The sequence below is a fragment of the Novosphingobium rosa NBRC 15208 genome, from assembly GCF_001598555.1.
GTDB classification, from domain to species: domain Bacteria; phylum Pseudomonadota; class Alphaproteobacteria; order Sphingomonadales; family Sphingomonadaceae; genus Novosphingobium; species Novosphingobium rosa.
Genome location: NZ_BCZE01000030.1, coordinates 1 through 15,680 on the forward strand (window position 1 = coordinate 1; position 15,680 = coordinate 15,680).

17 protein-coding genes, 1 tRNA gene and 1 pseudogene are annotated in these 15,680 nt (G+C 59.8%); 11 read left to right on the forward strand and 8 right to left on the reverse strand.

The window, feature by feature from the left end:
• A partial coding sequence (locus SR3_RS12295) for an ArdC family protein (RefSeq protein WP_157098817.1) occupies positions 1 to 732 on the reverse strand: 732 nt, incomplete at its 3' end.
• Positions 733 to 1,338: 606 nt separating this feature from the next.
• Between SR3_RS12295 and SR3_RS12300 the strand changes: the two genes are divergently transcribed.
• The 5 genes from SR3_RS12300 to SR3_RS12320 all read left to right on the forward strand — a co-directional run bounded on the left by SR3_RS12300 (position 1,339) and on the right by SR3_RS12320 (position 5,261).
• Positions 1,339 to 1,554, forward strand: a complete 216-nt coding sequence (locus tag SR3_RS12300; protein WP_068086083.1) for a helix-turn-helix transcriptional regulator — start codon at positions 1,339 to 1,341, stop codon at positions 1,552 to 1,554.
• A gap of 373 nt (positions 1,555 to 1,927) precedes the next feature.
• Complete coding sequence (locus SR3_RS12305) at positions 1,928 to 2,302, forward strand: antitoxin Xre-like helix-turn-helix domain-containing protein (RefSeq protein WP_157098818.1); 375 nt, start codon at positions 1,928 to 1,930, stop codon at positions 2,300 to 2,302.
• Complete coding sequence (locus SR3_RS12310; RefSeq protein WP_068086088.1) at positions 2,274 to 2,993, forward strand: RES family NAD+ phosphorylase; 720 nt, start codon at positions 2,274 to 2,276, stop codon at positions 2,991 to 2,993. Before SR3_RS12305 ends, SR3_RS12310 begins: the two co-directional genes overlap by 29 nt.
• Before the next feature lie 310 nt (positions 2,994 to 3,303).
• Entirely contained in the window at positions 3,304 to 3,540 is a 237-nt protein-coding gene (locus SR3_RS12315; RefSeq protein WP_068086091.1) for a hypothetical protein, read from the forward strand.
• 191 nt (positions 3,541 to 3,731) lie between these two features.
• Entirely contained in the window at positions 3,732 to 5,261 is a 1,530-nt protein-coding gene (locus tag SR3_RS12320) for a cryptochrome/photolyase family protein (RefSeq protein WP_068086094.1), read from the forward strand.
• On the opposite strand, the gene SR3_RS12325 is transcribed toward SR3_RS12320, so the two are convergent.
• Entirely contained in the window at positions 5,248 to 5,442 is a 195-nt protein-coding gene (locus SR3_RS12325; RefSeq protein ID WP_068086326.1) for a helix-hairpin-helix domain-containing protein, read from the reverse strand. The two genes, SR3_RS12320 and SR3_RS12325, sit on opposite strands and share 14 nt — an antisense overlap.
• Positions 5,443 to 5,991: 549 nt before the next feature.
• Between SR3_RS12325 and SR3_RS12330 the strand changes: the two genes are divergently transcribed.
• The 5 genes from SR3_RS12330 to SR3_RS32415 all read left to right on the forward strand — a co-directional run bounded on the left by SR3_RS12330 (position 5,992) and on the right by SR3_RS32415 (position 9,086).
• Positions 5,992 to 6,483, forward strand: a complete 492-nt coding sequence (locus tag SR3_RS12330) for a helix-turn-helix domain-containing protein (RefSeq protein ID WP_157098819.1) — start codon at positions 5,992 to 5,994, stop codon at positions 6,481 to 6,483.
• Between the two features lie 68 nt (positions 6,484 to 6,551).
• Positions 6,552 to 6,884: a hypothetical protein gene (locus tag SR3_RS12335; RefSeq protein ID WP_068086101.1), complete on the forward strand. Its 333-nt coding sequence runs from the start codon at positions 6,552 to 6,554 to the stop codon at positions 6,882 to 6,884.
• 63 nt (positions 6,885 to 6,947) lie between these two features.
• Complete coding sequence (locus SR3_RS31845; protein WP_068086103.1) at positions 6,948 to 7,376, forward strand: hypothetical protein; 429 nt, start codon at positions 6,948 to 6,950, stop codon at positions 7,374 to 7,376.
• Positions 7,328 to 7,957 (forward strand): JAB domain-containing protein, encoded by a 630-nt coding sequence (locus SR3_RS12345; RefSeq protein WP_169805621.1) that lies wholly within the window; start codon positions 7,328 to 7,330, stop codon positions 7,955 to 7,957. The genes SR3_RS31845 and SR3_RS12345 overlap by 49 nt, the downstream gene beginning before the upstream one ends.
• 73 nt (positions 7,958 to 8,030) lie before the next feature.
• Complete coding sequence (locus SR3_RS32415; RefSeq protein WP_245653893.1) at positions 8,031 to 9,086, forward strand: hypothetical protein; 1,056 nt, start codon at positions 8,031 to 8,033, stop codon at positions 9,084 to 9,086.
• 53 nt (positions 9,087 to 9,139) lie between these two features.
• On the opposite strand, the pseudogene SR3_RS32800 reads toward SR3_RS32415, so the two are convergent.
• From SR3_RS32800 to SR3_RS12360, 3 genes and pseudogenes are all read right to left on the reverse strand, one after another.
• Positions 9,140 to 9,274, reverse strand: a pseudogene (locus SR3_RS32800) (hypothetical protein); the annotation flags it as partial.
• Positions 9,275 to 9,360: 86 nt separating this feature from the next.
• Positions 9,361 to 10,902, reverse strand: coding sequence for a Fic family protein (locus tag SR3_RS12355; protein WP_068086120.1), 1,542 nt, complete (start codon positions 10,900 to 10,902; stop codon positions 9,361 to 9,363).
• A gap of 226 nt (positions 10,903 to 11,128) precedes the next feature.
• A complete protein-coding gene (locus SR3_RS12360) occupies positions 11,129 to 12,133 on the reverse strand; it encodes an HWE histidine kinase domain-containing protein (protein WP_068086122.1) in 1,005 nt (334 codons plus the stop codon).
• Positions 12,134 to 12,441: 308 nt separating this feature from the next.
• Here SR3_RS12360 and SR3_RS12365 point away from each other — a divergent pair, with 308 nt between their 5' ends.
• On the forward strand, positions 12,442 to 12,822 hold the full coding sequence (locus SR3_RS12365; protein ID WP_068086130.1) for a response regulator: 381 nt from the start codon (positions 12,442 to 12,444) through the stop codon (positions 12,820 to 12,822).
• Between the two features lie 313 nt (positions 12,823 to 13,135).
• Here the strand turns inward: SR3_RS12365 and SR3_RS12370 are convergent, their stop codons facing one another.
• The 3 genes from SR3_RS12370 to SR3_RS12380 form a co-directional block, all read right to left on the reverse strand.
• Positions 13,136 to 14,359, reverse strand: coding sequence for a tyrosine-type recombinase/integrase (locus SR3_RS12370; RefSeq protein ID WP_068086133.1), 1,224 nt, complete (start codon positions 14,357 to 14,359; stop codon positions 13,136 to 13,138).
• Between the two features lie 167 nt (positions 14,360 to 14,526).
• A tRNA-Val gene (locus SR3_RS12375) sits at positions 14,527 to 14,602 on the reverse strand.
• A gap of 66 nt (positions 14,603 to 14,668) precedes the next feature.
• Positions 14,669 to 15,595, reverse strand: coding sequence for a LysR family transcriptional regulator (locus tag SR3_RS12380; protein WP_068086137.1), 927 nt, complete (start codon positions 15,593 to 15,595; stop codon positions 14,669 to 14,671).
• Positions 15,596 to 15,680 lie beyond the last annotated feature (85 nt).

Sequence of the window (15,680 nt, forward strand, 5' to 3'; positions counted from 1 at the left end):
AAGCTCATGCAGCACGGTGCGATAGTAATTGATGGGCTCGATGAAAGCGGCCTGTAACGGCACCTCGATCCGATCAGCGCGCGGCATATAGCAGGCATGCGGCGCCCCGATAGCCATGTTCGCTCCGCTGGCCGCGATCAGCGCCTCGGCCTCGGGAATGGTCACGAGATCGGCCCGCTGCTCGCTGCCCTCCGCCTCATAGAGATGGCTCGGCAGATCGTCACATTGCGCGACATTGAAAGCCGTGAAGCGCTTGAGGAACGCCACCTGCCGCACCTCATCGCCCCCGCCAGAAGATGCGCAGACATCCGCGCCAGAGCTGACACCAGCCGCCCCACCATCACCGCCCCGCGCATTCTTGGGCGTGAAACGATCCGCATAGCAAACCGTCACGCCGCGCTCGCCCTTGCGGATATGCCCGCCCAACGCCTCGGCCTGCTTGAAGGTCAGCCAACGCTGCGCGGTAAACTTCCCCTCGAAAAGGGCATGCCAGAGAATCAGAATGTTGATCCCCGAATAAGCCCGCCCGCTGCTGGCATTGCGGGGAAGCCCCGCTAGCACCGTAGAGCTATCCCAAGGCTGCACCCAAGGGAGCCGCCCCTCCTCCAACTGCGCAATAATGCGCGTCGTCACCTGTGAATAAAGCTCCTCCATGGGCCGAGGCCGGGAAGCCTCCGCCTGGGAAGAGCCCGAACGCCCGGAAAGCCTGCGCGAGGTATGATTGAAAGCCATGATCCTTCACTCCTGCCTAAACCGCCGCAAACCGGCGCCGGTCTGGCGGGTGGGCGGCAGGAGCATGACCAGAAGGCCTGTCGATAAAGGCGCGGGGCACCCGCAGGGCCGGAATGGAATGGAGGACCCCGGCTCTGCCGGGGGTTGCGCCGCGACGCGACGGGCCTACAGGGCAGCGACGCCCACCCGTCAGACTGGAGCCGGAGGCCAACGCCAGCGCGCACAGCGCGCTGTCCGCCAGGACGGGCAAAGCCCGGCCCCCGCGCCAAGGGCGCGGCCCTTCCCCCCTTCCGCGTCAGCGATCGTAAGCAGCTATGCTGACGAGACGCCGCAGGCGGCTCGGGTGGAGCGCAGCGGAACCAGAGCGCGGTCCGGCACCCCGAACAGGGGAGCCGGAGACGCCCTGAGAGTGTTCACCACCACCACGCCGTCACCCGCTCAAGGACTTCCAGAGCGGCCCCGTCATGCAGATCGCATGGCGAGAGACGACGAGAGGCAACTTCAGGATGCAGTGAGATGCACCTATTTGCACCGTTTTGTCCGGTTCAAACTGGCAGCATTTTAGACGAAAATCGCGGCACGATTTCTCGTGAAAGGATTGTCCTTATGGCCACCGATTCCTTCATCCGCCTCGCCGAAGTGCTCAAGCGCACGAGCCTGAGCCGGGCGACTCTCTATCGGAAAATCCAGGACGGAAGCTTCCCGGCCCAGACCAAGCTCTCCACCCGGCGCTGCGGATGGAAAGAATCCGTCCTCCAGAATTGGTGTGACAATCCCATGAACTGGAGCGCGGCCAGCATGCAATCTCCGGAAAATCAGTAATCCGCCATTCGGGCCTGGCTCGAAAATCCCACACGTTGGTCAGCCAGAGAAGCCTGATCGAGCAAGGCGTCAATAGCAGCTTTCCCCGCCCGAACCCTGGTTGAGCTCCGCCTCATATCGGACGATCGCTATCCCGGTCGGGAATGGACGACACGTTGCGCCGCTCGTCGCGAAACCACCATGGAAGTCGCCGAAAAGCTGGCCAACCATCTTGAAGCGCACCCACTTCAGGAGGACTAAACGAAGCAGCCCAGCGGATCGGAACGCGCTCCATGTAGGCAATCGGCGTTCTACCAACTAGACTGGCATTCCGCCAAGGGTCTTTTCATTTGAACGGAAACAACATATATCCTTCATCTGAAAGGATGCTGTGATGACCGCACTTGCCACCCCGCAGACCGATCGCGCCACGGCGCTGAGCGGAGCCATCGTCCGCATCGCCGAGTTCTGGGCGCTCAGCAACACCAAGCTGGGCGCGATTCTCGGCCTCTCCGCCCCGACGATCTCCCGCCTGAAACGGGGAACAAGCGAACTGGATCCAGCCTCCAAATCCTTCGAAGCCGGGCAATTCCTGCTGCGCCTGTTTCGTAGTCTCGATGCCCTGCTCGGCAGCGATGATGCCGCCGCGCGTCGCTGGCTCGACACGGTCAATCTTGATATGGCGGCCAAGCCGATCGACAAACTCGACACGATGCGCGGCCTGATCGAAGTGTGTGATTATGTGGACTTCTACCGCGCTCGCGTCTGAGCATCGGAGCTACCAGGGCACGATCTGGCGACTGGTTGAGGGACAGCACCGGATTTCGACGAACCGGCTGGCCCGGGACGGTGCCACCCAGGCCTTGCTGGAAGAACTGGCGGAGGAGGTAAAGCCGATGGTGCCGGAAGGCGCTCGGCATCTGCACTTCCTGCTCGCCACGCCTTTTCGCTATGGCCATAAGAGCGCGAGCCGCTTCCGCCGCGCCAATGAGCGCCCCGGCATCTTCTATGCCGCCGAGGCCGAAACAACCGCCATCGCCGAAACCGCTTACTGGTCTTTGCGCTTCTTCAGCCGATCGCCGGGCTTCTCCCCTCCCACCACGACAGTGGAATACACCAGCTTCCATGTGCGCGTTGCGACCGACCGTGCCCTGGATCTCACGACCGAGCCTTTCGCGGAACAGGAAGGCAACTGGATGGCCCCAGATGACTACACCGCCTGCCAGGATCTGGCCACGCAAGCGCGCGAGGCCCAAACCGCCTTGATCCGCACCTTGTCCGTGCGCGCGGAAAAAGGACAATGCAATATCGTGGTTCTTGCTCCCGAAGCCTTTGAGGTTGCCATGCCCACGATCCACAGGACATGGCATTTTCGTCACCAGGGTGGCCGCCTATCGGTGCTCGGCGCCTTCCCTTCCGAGGACCGGCACGAATTCTCTGGCGCCGAATTCGGATTATAAGCGAGCGATCGGCCACCTTGGGCATGGCTGGTGCCGAGGCGAAACGCACTGCACCTGGGCCAGCCTTGGAGAAGGATCATGCCTGCCTCCAGACCGAGTCAGCACGCCATTTCTGTCCATTTTCGACCAGCCAGGCTTTTGTGATTGGTCGCGCCGCGCTTTCCGGAACGATCGGCGGGCAATCTTAAGGCCGCATTCCTGTTGGTAAGGAGTGCGGTTCGCGCTGGAACCAAAACACACCTCTTTCGTTGACGGAGCACCCCAGCATTTTCACTTACGGCAAGTCACGGACCACGCGCGAGTAAACCCCATGAATCCGGAGATTCTTCCACCTGGAAAAGCAGCGGCCACGCTTTTTGTTGAGAACAAGCAGGGCGCCATTTTAGCCGTCTTCGATGACGCTTTCCAGAGTTGCGCCAAGGTCCTCATGAAAATGTCGCCGCCCGAGGACGGGAGCGTATTGTGGATCGAGTGCATGGGACAAAAGTTCGATGCCGCGTGGGTCCAGGCCCATTTCAGGGCAGATCCGGACAACGATACGGAATGATCGATGGGCTTGCCGCAGCAGCCGATCTCCACATTTTGCTGTCGCTTCTCCAAAATTGAGGCACAATCTCAATCACCGCGCGATCGCAGCGTGAAGATCGCGGTGCTCCTATCAGGCCTACGCATCATGAAGCCGAGCCCTGGCGAATTGCGCCGCCCCCACCCTGACATTCACCGAGAGCGGTGCAGCCCATGACGGTCCTCGTTCCCGTCCTGGGTGATCAGCTATCGTTTGATCTGTCATCTCTCGCCACGGTCTCCCAGCAGGACGCCATTGTGCTGATGATGGAGGTTTCTGACGAGACCACCTACGTGCGCCATCACAAACAGAAGCTTGTCTACATCATCTCAGCAATGCGGCATCATGCCCAGGCACTGAGGGAGGCGGGCTGGCGGGTCGATTACATGCGCCTCGACAATCCGGACAACAGCGGCAGTTTCACCGGCGAAATGGCCCGCGCTATCGAGCGGCACGATCCTCGCCAGATTGTTGTTACGGAAGCCGGGGAATGGCGGGTCTCCGCTATGCTCGACAGCTGGGAGACCATCTTCGGCCTCCCCGTGTCCATCTGTCGCGACAACCGCTTCATTTGCTCACACAAGGAATTCGAAGCCTGGGCGAGCGATCGGCGCGAACTGACGATGGAATTTTTCTATCGTGAGATGCGCAGAAAAACCGGATTGCTGATGCAGGATGGCAAGCCCGCATGCGGCCGCTGGAACTTCGACAAGGACAACCGCAAACCGGCAAAGCCGGATCTTTTGATGCCCCGGCCCCTGAGGTTTCCTCCCGACGCGATAACCCAAGAGGTGATCGCTCTTGTCGAGATGCGGTTCGCGGACCACCCAGGCTCCCTCGAAGGGTTTGATTACGCGGTCACCGCGGCAGATGCCGAGCGCCAGGCCGCGAGTTTCTTCGCAGATACCTTGCCTCAGTTCGGCGATTATGAGGACGCGATGCTCACCGGGGAGCGCTTCCTCTGGCATTCGATCCTATCACCCTACATCAACTCCGGACTGCTCGATCCGCTTGACCTGTGTCGACGCGCCGAAGCGGAATTTCGGGCGGGACGCGCGCCCTTGAACTCCGTCGAGGGCTACATCCGCCAGATTCTGGGCTGGCGCGAATATATGCGCGGCATCTATTGGCGAGAGGGGCCTGGCTATGTTGATCGCAACTTCTTGAACCACAAGCGGTCGCTGCCCGGTTGGTTCTGGACCGGCAAGACAGAGATGAATTGCCTGCATCAGGCGATCGGGCAGACCCTTGCCACCGCTCATGCCCATCATATCCAGCGGCTGATGGTCATCGGCAATTTCGCTCTGCTGATCGGCGCCGATCCAAAGCAGGTTCACCAATGGTATCTCGAGATCTATCTGGACGCCTATGAATGGGTGGAACTGCCCAATACGCTCGGCATGAGCCAGTTTGGCGACGGCGGCCTGCTCGGTTCGAAACCCTACATCTCGTCGGGTGCCTATATCAACCGCATGTCGGATTACTGCGGCGCATGCCGCTACGCGGTCAAGGAACGCGTCGGCGAGGATGCCTGCCCCTTCAATGCGCTATATTGGGATTTCCTTGCCCGGCATCGCGACAAGCTTGGCGACAACCACCGGCTTGCCATGCCCTACCGCACCTGGGACCGCCAAACCTCGGATGACCAGACGGCGACCCGCCGGCAGGCCAAGAGTTTCCTCGAAAGCCTCAATCGAAGCTGAGCAGGGCCTCAAGGCCATCGATATGACCTGTCATCCCGGGCACTTCCTCAAGCTGTCGCATTTCTCCGAATCGTCCGCGCTCGCTGCGATAGCGGACGATTTCATAGCCATGACCCTGGAGTTGCGGAACAGCATCAAGCTCGTCGGCGCTGGCAGTATTGATTTTGATTTTCCGTGGCATAACCGTCTCCCCGTCGCGCTTGATGGCCTGCAAACGCTCGAAATTGCCGCTTGTTGCGCCTGGGGGGACCGAGCCCCGGCATGACGAGGCCGCGAACGACGTCTATGAGGACCAAGGCAAAACCCATGGCCGTTGGTGGCGGTGATCCGACACCGTGGAGATCGAGAGAGCATCGACAAGCAGTCGATGTCCGCGCCGGACATGGGGCGAGATGCCTGCCAAAAAGCCGGGTTCGCCCGCTGACGGTAACGCGGTTGTCACTTCGCTGCACCACGTGCCAGCTTGTTTTCCCGCGCTTCACGGGGAGGACGCAGCTTTTCCCAGCTACGCTTCACGATGAAATGAGAACGATTGCGACAGGCGATATTGCCTCAACCATACCGCGTGATAACACGTCGCCTGATTGACGAGATCCAGGTGGAAGGGTTGCGGCGATTTCATTCCAGGGGGAGGCTTCAGCGTTTCCGTCCCCCGTTGAACGAAAATCGGCTTCGAAAAATTTCACCAATTCGGAAAACGATATAGTGCTTGAAGGGGCAAATTAGGTTCATGGCGCAGGGATTTGATCGGCTCACCGACCGGCAAAAGGACTGCCTTCGGCTGAAATACGGCCAACACGAAACGAAAGAGATCGCGGCAAAACTCTCTATCAGTCCAGATATGGTGACTCAGCACCTGAAGCGCGCCAGGCAACATCTGGGCGTCAATCGGAGCTCTGAAGCAGCCCGCCTGTTTGCCGAACATGAGGGGCTGACCCCATCCCATCCGGTGGTATCCCCTCCAACTGAACTCCACGAAGCACCGGAAATAGGCAATTTGGCCTCGTCCGCGATCGAGCTGGACGAGACCATCTATGTTCAAGAGGCTCTGGCGCCTTACTCCGCCCAGCAGCCGACGGAACAGAGAAGTTTCGGCTGGCCCGTACCAACGGCGAGGAGGCCAACTAATACGTTGTCACGCATTGAAATGTTGGGGTGGGCACTGCTGATCGCCTTTATGGCCGTCTCCCTGCTCGGCGCAATGCGCGGACTGCTTCACTAGGACCGTCTTCACACACGTAAACCGCCAGAGACCGCGTGTGCCATGCCACTCGCGGAACGGAGACCTGCATGTCCGTGACCCCCAATCTCATCCAGTCCGCTCGCGAAATCAAAACCGCCTTGGACACCAGCGAAGCCACCAACCTTTCCGCCATGCGCGATACCGCCCGCGCGATCGCCGAGATCGCCCACAGCTTCGTCGCGAACGGCGTTGCCGACCAAGGGGTCATGGACGAGGCAATGGGCGCGCTGACCTCAATTCATCAAGGACAAAGGGCGCTGTTGTCCGCGCACAATCGTCTCGCAGCCTTCGGCCGCAAGCTCGGAATCCAGGAGACCCAATGGGGCGACTGCGTCCCATACGGCGCCAAAATCCCGCTCAACATCGTGGAAGCGGCCTGAACAACTTGAGCGGGAAGCAATACCCCCGTTGACGGGTAGGCATCGTCATGGTGTGCAGAAGGCATGCCTGAACTTCGCCAGATGAGCTTTGCGGTCTTCACAATCCTGGCATTCGCCTATGCCCTCTGCTGTGGGGGACGGCCCGAACGCCAGGGAGTGATCCTCAATCTGGTCGCGTCTCTGTTGTCAGTCGTGGCTGTCATCACGCTCGGCTGGAGCGCGATCTATCCGCTCCTGGTCATAGACATCGCGGTCTGTATCGGTTTCCTCGAAATCGCCGCCCGCTCCGATAGGTATTGGCCGATATGGTCCCTAGGCATGGCAATCCCATCAGTGGTCGCTCATCTCGCCAAACTGATAGGTCAGGACAGCGTCTGGCACCTTTACCAGAGAACGGAGAGCTTCTGGGCCTGGCCGGCCTTGACGGCGCTGATGGTGGGGACGTGGTTTCGTCAAGCCCGTCAGAAGACCGCGAACGCCTCTCAAATCTGATCCGCAGCATCGCCGGCGAACAGGCATCATATTTTGCCGGCAACCTCCTGCGAGAGTTTGGCGCGCTTCAGGCTGTCATGGGAGGCGACCACGAGCGCATCGCTCAGATCAGCAATCGCGACATCGCCGATCTTGTAACTTCGGCCTGGTCGACTTGCCGCCTGGCTTTGCGCCAGATCCTGGAGAGCCGTCCGGTCATCAGTACCTCGCAAGCCCTGATTGACTATCTGCGATCGGAGATGGCCTTTCTTCCAAACGAGGAAGTCCATGTCCTGTTTCTGACCTCCCGCCTCAGGCTGATCACTGAAAGAGTTATCGCGCGAGGCAACGGTCGGGAAGCTGCCATCCGGCCGCGCGTCATCACCGCCCTTGCCAAGAACCTGGGCGCGACCGGCATTATCATCGTCCATAACCACCCGTCGGGCGACCCGGAGCCGAGTTGCGCCGACAAGCAGGCAACGCTCAAACTTGATCAGATCTGCCAGGAGAACGGCATTCGTCTGCTCGATCATCTGATCATTTCCCGGAGTGGCTGGGTCAGCATCAGGGCAGCGGGTCACCTTGAACAAACCGACCCATAAGAGCCCTAACCCTCCAGATTCAATTGTTGGAACCGGCGCGCCAGCTATCCGCGCGTCGCGGGAGATTCTTTCAATGCTGCGTACTTCGTCCCCCGGCCCGACGCGCGACACGATCTACCTTACCTCCTCCGCGCCACAAATGCCTTTGAGCTGGCAGCATCGTGACTGGACCGCACCGTGGCTCGATCTGCGCTGGGGCGCGCGCGCCGCGCCAAGTCTGGAGCAGCGCGCCGTTGGTCGGGATATTCTGAAAATCGTTGAGCGGCATCTCTCAATCAGCCAACTCAACTATGTGCCCGATAGGGCCTCCGACGCTTGCTTTGACCATCTCAGCAGCCACATCAGCTGGTTCCAGATCGATGAATTTCGATCGCCGGTCGACATGGCGTGGCTGCCCGGCGCAGGCCCAAGAACAAGGATGCTCATTACTGCACGACCATCACGGATCGAGATTTCTCTCCTGAACCAGACCAGGAAATTCGTCGAAATCGACATCCCCCGAGCGCCGGCACGGGTTGGAACATCTCTTGACGCTGCGGGCGTCGCCGCCGAGATTCGAGCAAGCATGAGCCTGCTTGATCTGGACTACGCCAGTGTCCCCGCCGAGCAGCGCAGCCGCGATATCAACGCGATCGTCGATAAATTGCTCGGCCGTCGGCTTTCGCGAGAGCTGGAGAGCTCGCAATTCCATGCTGCTTTCATGCTCACCCGGCCTGGCGAGCCCCTCAGCACGACGGGTTCGGTTGAAGAATGCGATCCGACATGTTCAGAAACGCGGCCACGCCGTTTCGGACTGACGCCCGAGACTCAGGCATGGTTGGTGAAACACTGCGATTCTCTCCACTTCAATTTGATCTGCATGGCGGGTGCCGACCCCGCCAATCCGTTCACTCAAGTTCGTATTGCGGACACAATGCCCTTCTCCGCCCTCATCAATCGGAGCTCATTTTTGTTGCCGGCGCCGGGCGCCAGCATGTTCTCGGACCCGATCATCTTTTCATACGATGATCCAGGGGCCGCACCATCGGATCCACATCGGTGGTGCCGCCCTCGATGGACGCTCGACCTATCACAACTGCCGGGCGACGCGGGCCCAGCTCTGCAAAGAGATAGCGGGGCGAAGTTATAGCCACCGTAACCACCGACATCTTCGGGAGGACAGGCCTGTAAGCCGGAGATGCAGCGGGGATACTTCATGCCCTTCGCTCTGGCTGGGCCACAGGATAAGACTGTGTTCCAGTCATCGCCGAAATCATACTGGTATGCGATATCCAATGACGGCTCGATGGATTGCCGCTGTCTTGCGGGCACTCCCATGCAGAACCTGGCCCATAGTGTATCGATTCCTGATCAGGTAGTGCACCATCAAATCCCGGGACCAAACATCTAATGGACGACGGCAATCATGCTGCCTCACCAAAAGCGTCGGCGTAAAGCTGCTCGATACGATCAGCCTCCTCGGTAGTGAGCGCCGCGAATTCCTTGCTGCGCGCCCGCTGCGAAAAGCGACCGCCATTCTGCTGCAGGAATTTCTGTAGCAGTTCGATGTGCGCGGCTGGCATATCAACGATTTGCTGGACGCCGTCACCGAACTGATCGAAGGCCTCAAGGAAGCGCACCTCTTGAGGCAGATCCGCAACGACCGTCTGCTCGACGCATTCATAGAGAAACTCGGCATGTGCGGTAGCGTCGAAATAGCGATAAAAATCGATCGTCTCGTTGAGCACCTCGACATTCCCGGCAGCAGTCCGCTGCCATTCTATCTGAGGCAAAAGCGGCCGGGAATACGTTTCGAGAACGAGACGATAATCCTCAAGGCGGCGCAGAATGGCCGCGCTCACGGGAAAAACAAGTCCAGGCGGATTATAGTGCGCGGCGGCAAGCGCGTGATGAATCAGCCAGCGATGGATACGTCCGTTCCCGTCCTCGAAGGGATGGATGTAGACAAAGCCGAAGGCCATCGCGGCCGCCGCCACGACCGGGTCATAGCCGCCCTCGCGCGTGCGCTCGCCATAGGCAACCAGCCCGGTGATAAGAGCTTCGACGTCCTGATGCCGCGCGCTGATATGGTCGGGAAGCGGGTCGCCTGTCTCACGATCATGGACGCCGACAAAGCCACCCTGGGTGCGCAATCCAAGCTGCACGAAACGGGAATCGCCAATGACGATGGCTTGCAGCCGCTCGAATTCAGCGGGGCTGAGCGGATGCATCCCGGCCTGTGCGATCGCCTGCCCCCAGCGGACGGCACGGATGCCCGAGGGGCGTTCGCCTTCAATGGCAAAGGATGATTTGGAGTCGTTGAGCAACAGGAAAGCTGCTGCGCGCGCGACCAGATCAGCGCGCACGCGCCCCAAAACCTGGCGGGCGAGTTGGTCGAGCTGCTTTGCATGAGCCGCATTGAGGCCGGGCGTGCGTCGGACCATGGGGCAGAAGGCAGGCGTGCCGGGCAAATTGTCGATGATCTTGTGCCGTGAGGACACTCGCCCCTGCGCAAGCGCAAACTGAAGATCACCGTCAACAATAGGCACGACCTTGACCTTCCCAGGGTCCGGGATATCGAGCTCGATTCCTGTCAGCCATTCATAGAGATACCAGACCCGCCGGGCGAAAGCTCCGGTTGGCGTCGCGAGAATGAACGCGCGGATCGGATCGGCGCCAACCGCTTCGAACAGGCGGGCTAGGACGGCAAGATCGATCCCCTCCCACTTCATCGCGAAGACAAGCTGCCCAGCGAGCGTCGATTCCGCCCGATGGCGGGGTGTCAGCACTGTCCATTCCTGCGTTGAGACTGGGTGATGACGTTCGGCAATCGCGGCAAGGTGCGGCGGCAAAGGCAGTGCGAGATCGTAATGCGCGATCAGCGCCGCATAGCCCTGCGGCGTCGCCGGTTCGGGTAAACGCCGTCCGCGAAAATCAGTCACCGGTCGTGAAGGCCACTCACTCATCGCATTTCCCGTGAAAACCGATCACCCCGACTTAGACTAACTGCGAGTATGCATCACCTTCCCTGAAAATCCATCACCAAAACTAATTTTTGTGAAAATTGGCCCCCAACAACCACGCGCGCACAGGGTTTGAAAGCGTCAATCTGGCAGCTTCAGCGCCGATATTCGCTCTCTAGGGTGCGCAGTTGCGGATTGAACATAGGCGCGTCGGAACGCCCTCACGATATCACGCGTCTGGAGAGGCGTTCGGGAGCGGGATCAGCATCTCGGCTCGAAAACCATCGCGTGCGTAGTCCAGGTTCAAGTCGGCCCCGAGGTCATAGGTCGCGGTAGCCTTTATAAGCTTCGTCCCATAACCGGTTTGAGCCGGTGCCGTCACCGACGGGCCGCCTGCCTCCTGCCACCTGAACCTTAATCGGCGCCCCCCATCCTCCAGTGACCAACTGATCCGCAGCTCCCCAGTCCACAACGATAGGGCGCCATATTTCACGGCATTCGTCGCCAGCTCATGCAGGATCAAGCAGAGGGAGGTGATGGTTCGGCGTTTCAGCAGGACAGGCGGGCCCGGCTCGACCACCACATGAGACGGTTCGGAGGAATAGGGCGAGAGTATGCGTCCCAGCAGCTCCTGGAGAATGCTTTCCTCCTGCTCGTCAAACGCAAGATCCTCCGCATCTATCAGCGCGGCAAACCGCCCCAAGAAAGCATCGCGATACTCTTCAGCAGATCGACCTTCGGTCGTCGTCTGACGCGCAAGGGACTGCGCCACGCCGAACAGGTTTTTCATCCGGTGTCGCATTTCGCCGAACAGGAGGTCTTTGGCATCATCCCTCCTTCGTTGATCCGTCGCATCCACGATTGTCAGCAGCATCGTACGGCCGTGTGGCTTGTCATCCTGCAGCGTTCGTGCGGTGAGCAGTATTGTTCGTTGACCCAGGCGCGGGAAGTCATGTTCGACCTGATATTTGATGACAGCCGCGCTTCTCGGGATCACATCCTCCAACAAGCGCCGAAGTTCAGGGATGTCCCATTGTCCATTGCCCAGTCCATAAAAAGGCTGGCCGATGGTCTCATCGCTATCAACCCCGAAGGTATCGAAAAACGCGCGGCTCGCGGCCTGGACGTTGAGGCTGCTATCCAGCACCACCAGGGGATCGGAAACCGTGTCGACAATCCCCTGCGCCTGCACATGATTGATGCGCAGAAGACGATAAAGATCATCGGTGTTCATGCGCGAGGTTTTGCATCTGCTGGAGGCGAACAGAGAGCCCTTCGAGCCGCATGACAAATCCCCCCTATGGAACCACGCGGTCGACCAACTGAGCCATCTGTGTGACGAAACGAATTCCGTTACCCCGCCAACCATGCCCTAAAGGGAGAGGATCTTTGAGCACAGGTAAGTATTACAACTGGCAGCCAAGATCCGTTCTCGTCGGCAATCCCCTCATTTGGCCTGACGAATCGCTGTCGAGCAAGGTGGGAGTCGAATGAATTTGATGGCTGTTCCTCTGTGCCAATCAGCCGATCCAGGCGGTGCAAATGGCTGCAGATGCTAAAAATCCGCGTCGAATCCTGGTCGTCGATGACGAATGGCTTCTAGCGACGTGGCTGGCAGAGGCATTAGAGGACGTTGGCTATCTGGTGCAGACCGCGTCGGATGGTCAGGAAGCGCTCGACCACGTTTCAAGTTTCAGGCCCGATCTTGTGATCACCGATTTCATGATGCCTCGGCTGACCGGGCTTGAGCTCGCCACAGCTGTGCGCGCTCTGTCAGAACTGGGTAAAACCCCGATCATTCTCGTGAGCGGCGCACAGGGCGCAATTGGCCGAGAGCGGCCGGATCTATTCCAAGCCGTCCTTGAGAAGCCGTATGAAATTGGTGCGTTGCTCGACCAGGTCAGCCTTCTCTGTCCAGACTGATGATGATCTGTCTGACTGCTTCATTTTATCGTCTCCCAATGCGCCTTATGAGGGTCCGGACCGGAATCTGGCTTTAAGCCTAATCATTGTTTTATGACGCACAGCCTGTTGGCCTGTAAGGCACCTGCAGACTGACCATTTCTCCGCTGAGCCGTCATTCGCCGGATGCGGGTCGAGCGACAGCAAAGCCCTAACACAGATGGAGAGAACCCGGTTCTACGGATCAAAAAATCGCGAAGTATGATCGATAGACGTCGATCCTATCGATCAACTCCCGACAATTGCGTTACCTTCCTTGACCTCCCGCGCAAAGTCAGGTGCCGGTTTTCTTGCCAAACGGAAGCACCGTGCCGCCATCGCGCAGTACGTCAAGATGGTCCGACCACCATTGCGCCATCTCCACGCGCTCATCCCAATGCGTCCCTCGATGATAGGCTGCCCGCACTCGATTGGCATCCCCATGGGCAAGCGCACGCTCGATGGCATCTGCGCTCCACTTGCGCGATTCGTTCAGCAGGGTGCTGGCCAGGGCCCGAAATCCATGGGCGGTCATTTCATCACCGGAGAAACCAAGCCGCCGCAAGCCTGCATTTATAGTGTTCTCGCTCATCGGACGCAGAGACGTCCTGATCGATGGAAAAACATGACCGAACGGTCCCGTTATTTTATGTAGCTCCCGCAGAATTTCGAGCGATTGGCGCGAAAGGGGCACATAGTGCGGGCGGCGCATTTTCATTTTTTCGATAGGTATCGTCCAGATCGCCTGATCGAAATCGATCTCCCTCCATTCTGCCCTTCGCAACTCGCCGGGACGAACGAAAACATGCGGGGACAGGCGTAAGGCCAGCCTCGTGATCTCCTGGCCCACATAACCGTCGATTGCGCGCAGCAGATCTCCTGCGCGTTTCGGCTCGACGATCGCCCCATAATGCTTAGGGCGCGGTGTGATGAGCGCCCCGCGCATGTCACGGGTGGGGTCTACCGCGATGCGCGCCGTTGCCACCGCATAGCGAAACACCCTGCCAGCCAGTTGCAGGACACGCCTCGCCGTCTCATAATTCCGCTTGGCCTCGATCTTTCGAAGGGCGACCAGGACATCGATTGTCGCAATCTTTGTGATGGGAAGCCGCCCGACCGCGCTTCCCAACCGCGATATGTAATATTCGCATTTTTTCGCCGTCCCTTCCGACATGCCTTCAAGTCGGCGCTTGTCGATGAACTCCTGCGCAACCTTGGCAAAGGTGTCCTGAGAGCTTGCTATCTCTCGGTACTTGGCCAGCATCCTTTCGCGTGCGGGGTCTTGCCCTTGAGCAAGCTGGGCTCGTGCTTCATCACGGCGCTGACGTGCCATGAGCAACGGGACGGCAGGATAGGCGCCAAGGGCTATGACCTTCGCCTTCCCCTCAATGCGATACTTCAGTCGCCAGAGCTTGCTGCCCGTAGGCTGCACCTGAATAAAGAGCCCACCATAATCACCAAGCTTGTAAGGCTTTGAACGGGCACGGGCATTTTTGATGGCAAAATCTGTTAGGGGCATAGCTGGGGGCCTTTTTCAAAATTAAGGCTTCAGCGGTGCCCCCATCAGTCCCGAATGGGCTGAGCAGCAGTGAGATAAAGGCAGACGCCATGAGCCAGGAGGCCCTAAAAATACGCCTGTTTTCTGACGCTTACAATGGTCAGTGAGATGTGATGAGAAGGGGAATGTGGTGGGCGATGACGGGCTCGAACCGCCGACATCTTCCGTGTAAAGGAAGCGCTCTACCAACTGAGCTAATCGCCCCCGAAGTCTGAAAACCTTGGCTTCAGGACCGGGAAGCCGCGCTCTTGCTGCCTTTCGCGCGCCGCGTCAATCCCCAACCGTCGCGCGCATGCTCACAGACCGCCGCGCCAGCCGCAAGCCGTCGATCACCACCCGCAATGCTGGCGACACCTGCCTGCGGCTCGGATAGTAAAGGTGATAGCCGGGATAGGGCTCGCACCAGTCATCCAGCAGGCGGATCAGGCGGCCCGTCGCGATATGGTCCTGAAACTGGCATTCGGGCAAAAAGGCGATGCCGAAACCATCCAGCGCCGCCCGCACCACCAGATCGGAGGTGTTGAAGGTCAGCTGCCCGCCCACCCTCACCCGCATCTCGCGCCCATCACGGTCGAATTCCCAGGCATAGAGCCCGCCCAGCGTGGCCAGCCGGATGTTGATGCAGCGATGCTCGGTCAGCTCGCGCGGATGGCGCGGCGGCGTGCGCCCGGCCAGATAGGCGGGCGAGGCGACCGCGGCCATGCGCTGATCCTCGCCGATGGGCACGGCGATCATGTCACGGTCGACGATATCGCCCGAGCGCACCCCGGCATCCAGCCCGGCCGCCACGATGTCGGTCAGCGCATTGTCCACCACCACCTCGACCTCGACATCGGGATAGTCGGGCAGAAAGCGCGACAAGGCGGGCCACAGCACGCATTGCGCCGCGCTTTCATCGGCGGTGATGCGCACCAGCCCGGCGGGCCTTTCGCGAATATCGCCCAGCGCGGCCAGTTGCGCCTCGATCCCCTCGAAATGCGGCGCGAGGCCCGCAGCCAGCCGCTCTCCCGCCACCGTCGGCGCCACGCTGCGAGTGGTGCGGTTGAGCAGGCGCACTCCCAGCCGCGCCTCCAGATTGGCGATGGAACGGCTCAGCGCCGATTGCGACAGCCCCATCTGCGCGGCGGCGCGGGTGAAGCTGCGTTCCCGCGCCACGGCCAGAAAGGCGCGCAATTCGTGATGGTCGGCCTGCTGCATTGATGCATCTCGATCATAAGTTCATGCCGCAAATGGCATATTATCGCGATAATGGCGATGGCCTACACAAGGCTTCCTCTTCTCC

Coding starts and splice junctions, on each gene's coding strand:
- SR3_RS12320 (WP_068086094.1), top strand. CDS start 3,732: ATGACGGTCCTCGTTCCCGTCCTGGGTGATCAGCTATCGTTTGATCTG.
- SR3_RS31845 (WP_068086103.1), top strand. CDS start 6,948: ATGCCTGAACTTCGCCAGATGAGCTTTGCGGTCTTCACAATCCTGGCA.
- SR3_RS12310 (WP_068086088.1), top strand. CDS start 2,274: ATGTGGACTTCTACCGCGCTCGCGTCTGAGCATCGGAGCTACCAGGGC.
- SR3_RS12330 (WP_157098819.1), top strand. CDS start 5,992: ATGGCGCAGGGATTTGATCGGCTCACCGACCGGCAAAAGGACTGCCTT.
- SR3_RS12380 (WP_068086137.1), bottom strand. CDS start 15,595: ATGCAGCAGGCCGACCATCACGAATTGCGCGCCTTTCTGGCCGTGGCG.
- SR3_RS12325 (WP_068086326.1), bottom strand. CDS start 5,442: ATGCCACGGAAAATCAAAATCAATACTGCCAGCGCCGACGAGCTTGAT.
- SR3_RS32415 (WP_245653893.1), top strand. CDS start 8,031: ATGCTGCGTACTTCGTCCCCCGGCCCGACGCGCGACACGATCTACCTT.
- SR3_RS12305 (WP_157098818.1), top strand. CDS start 1,928: ATGACCGCACTTGCCACCCCGCAGACCGATCGCGCCACGGCGCTGAGC.
- SR3_RS12335 (WP_068086101.1), top strand. CDS start 6,552: ATGTCCGTGACCCCCAATCTCATCCAGTCCGCTCGCGAAATCAAAACC.
- SR3_RS12360 (WP_068086122.1), bottom strand. CDS start 12,133: ATGAACACCGATGATCTTTATCGTCTTCTGCGCATCAATCATGTGCAG.
- SR3_RS12365 (WP_068086130.1), top strand. CDS start 12,442: ATGGCTGCAGATGCTAAAAATCCGCGTCGAATCCTGGTCGTCGATGAC.
- SR3_RS12300 (WP_068086083.1), top strand. CDS start 1,339: ATGGCCACCGATTCCTTCATCCGCCTCGCCGAAGTGCTCAAGCGCACG.
- SR3_RS12315 (WP_068086091.1), top strand. CDS start 3,304: ATGAATCCGGAGATTCTTCCACCTGGAAAAGCAGCGGCCACGCTTTTT.
- SR3_RS12355 (WP_068086120.1), bottom strand. CDS start 10,902: ATGAGTGAGTGGCCTTCACGACCGGTGACTGATTTTCGCGGACGGCGT.
- SR3_RS12370 (WP_068086133.1), bottom strand. CDS start 14,359: ATGCCCCTAACAGATTTTGCCATCAAAAATGCCCGTGCCCGTTCAAAG.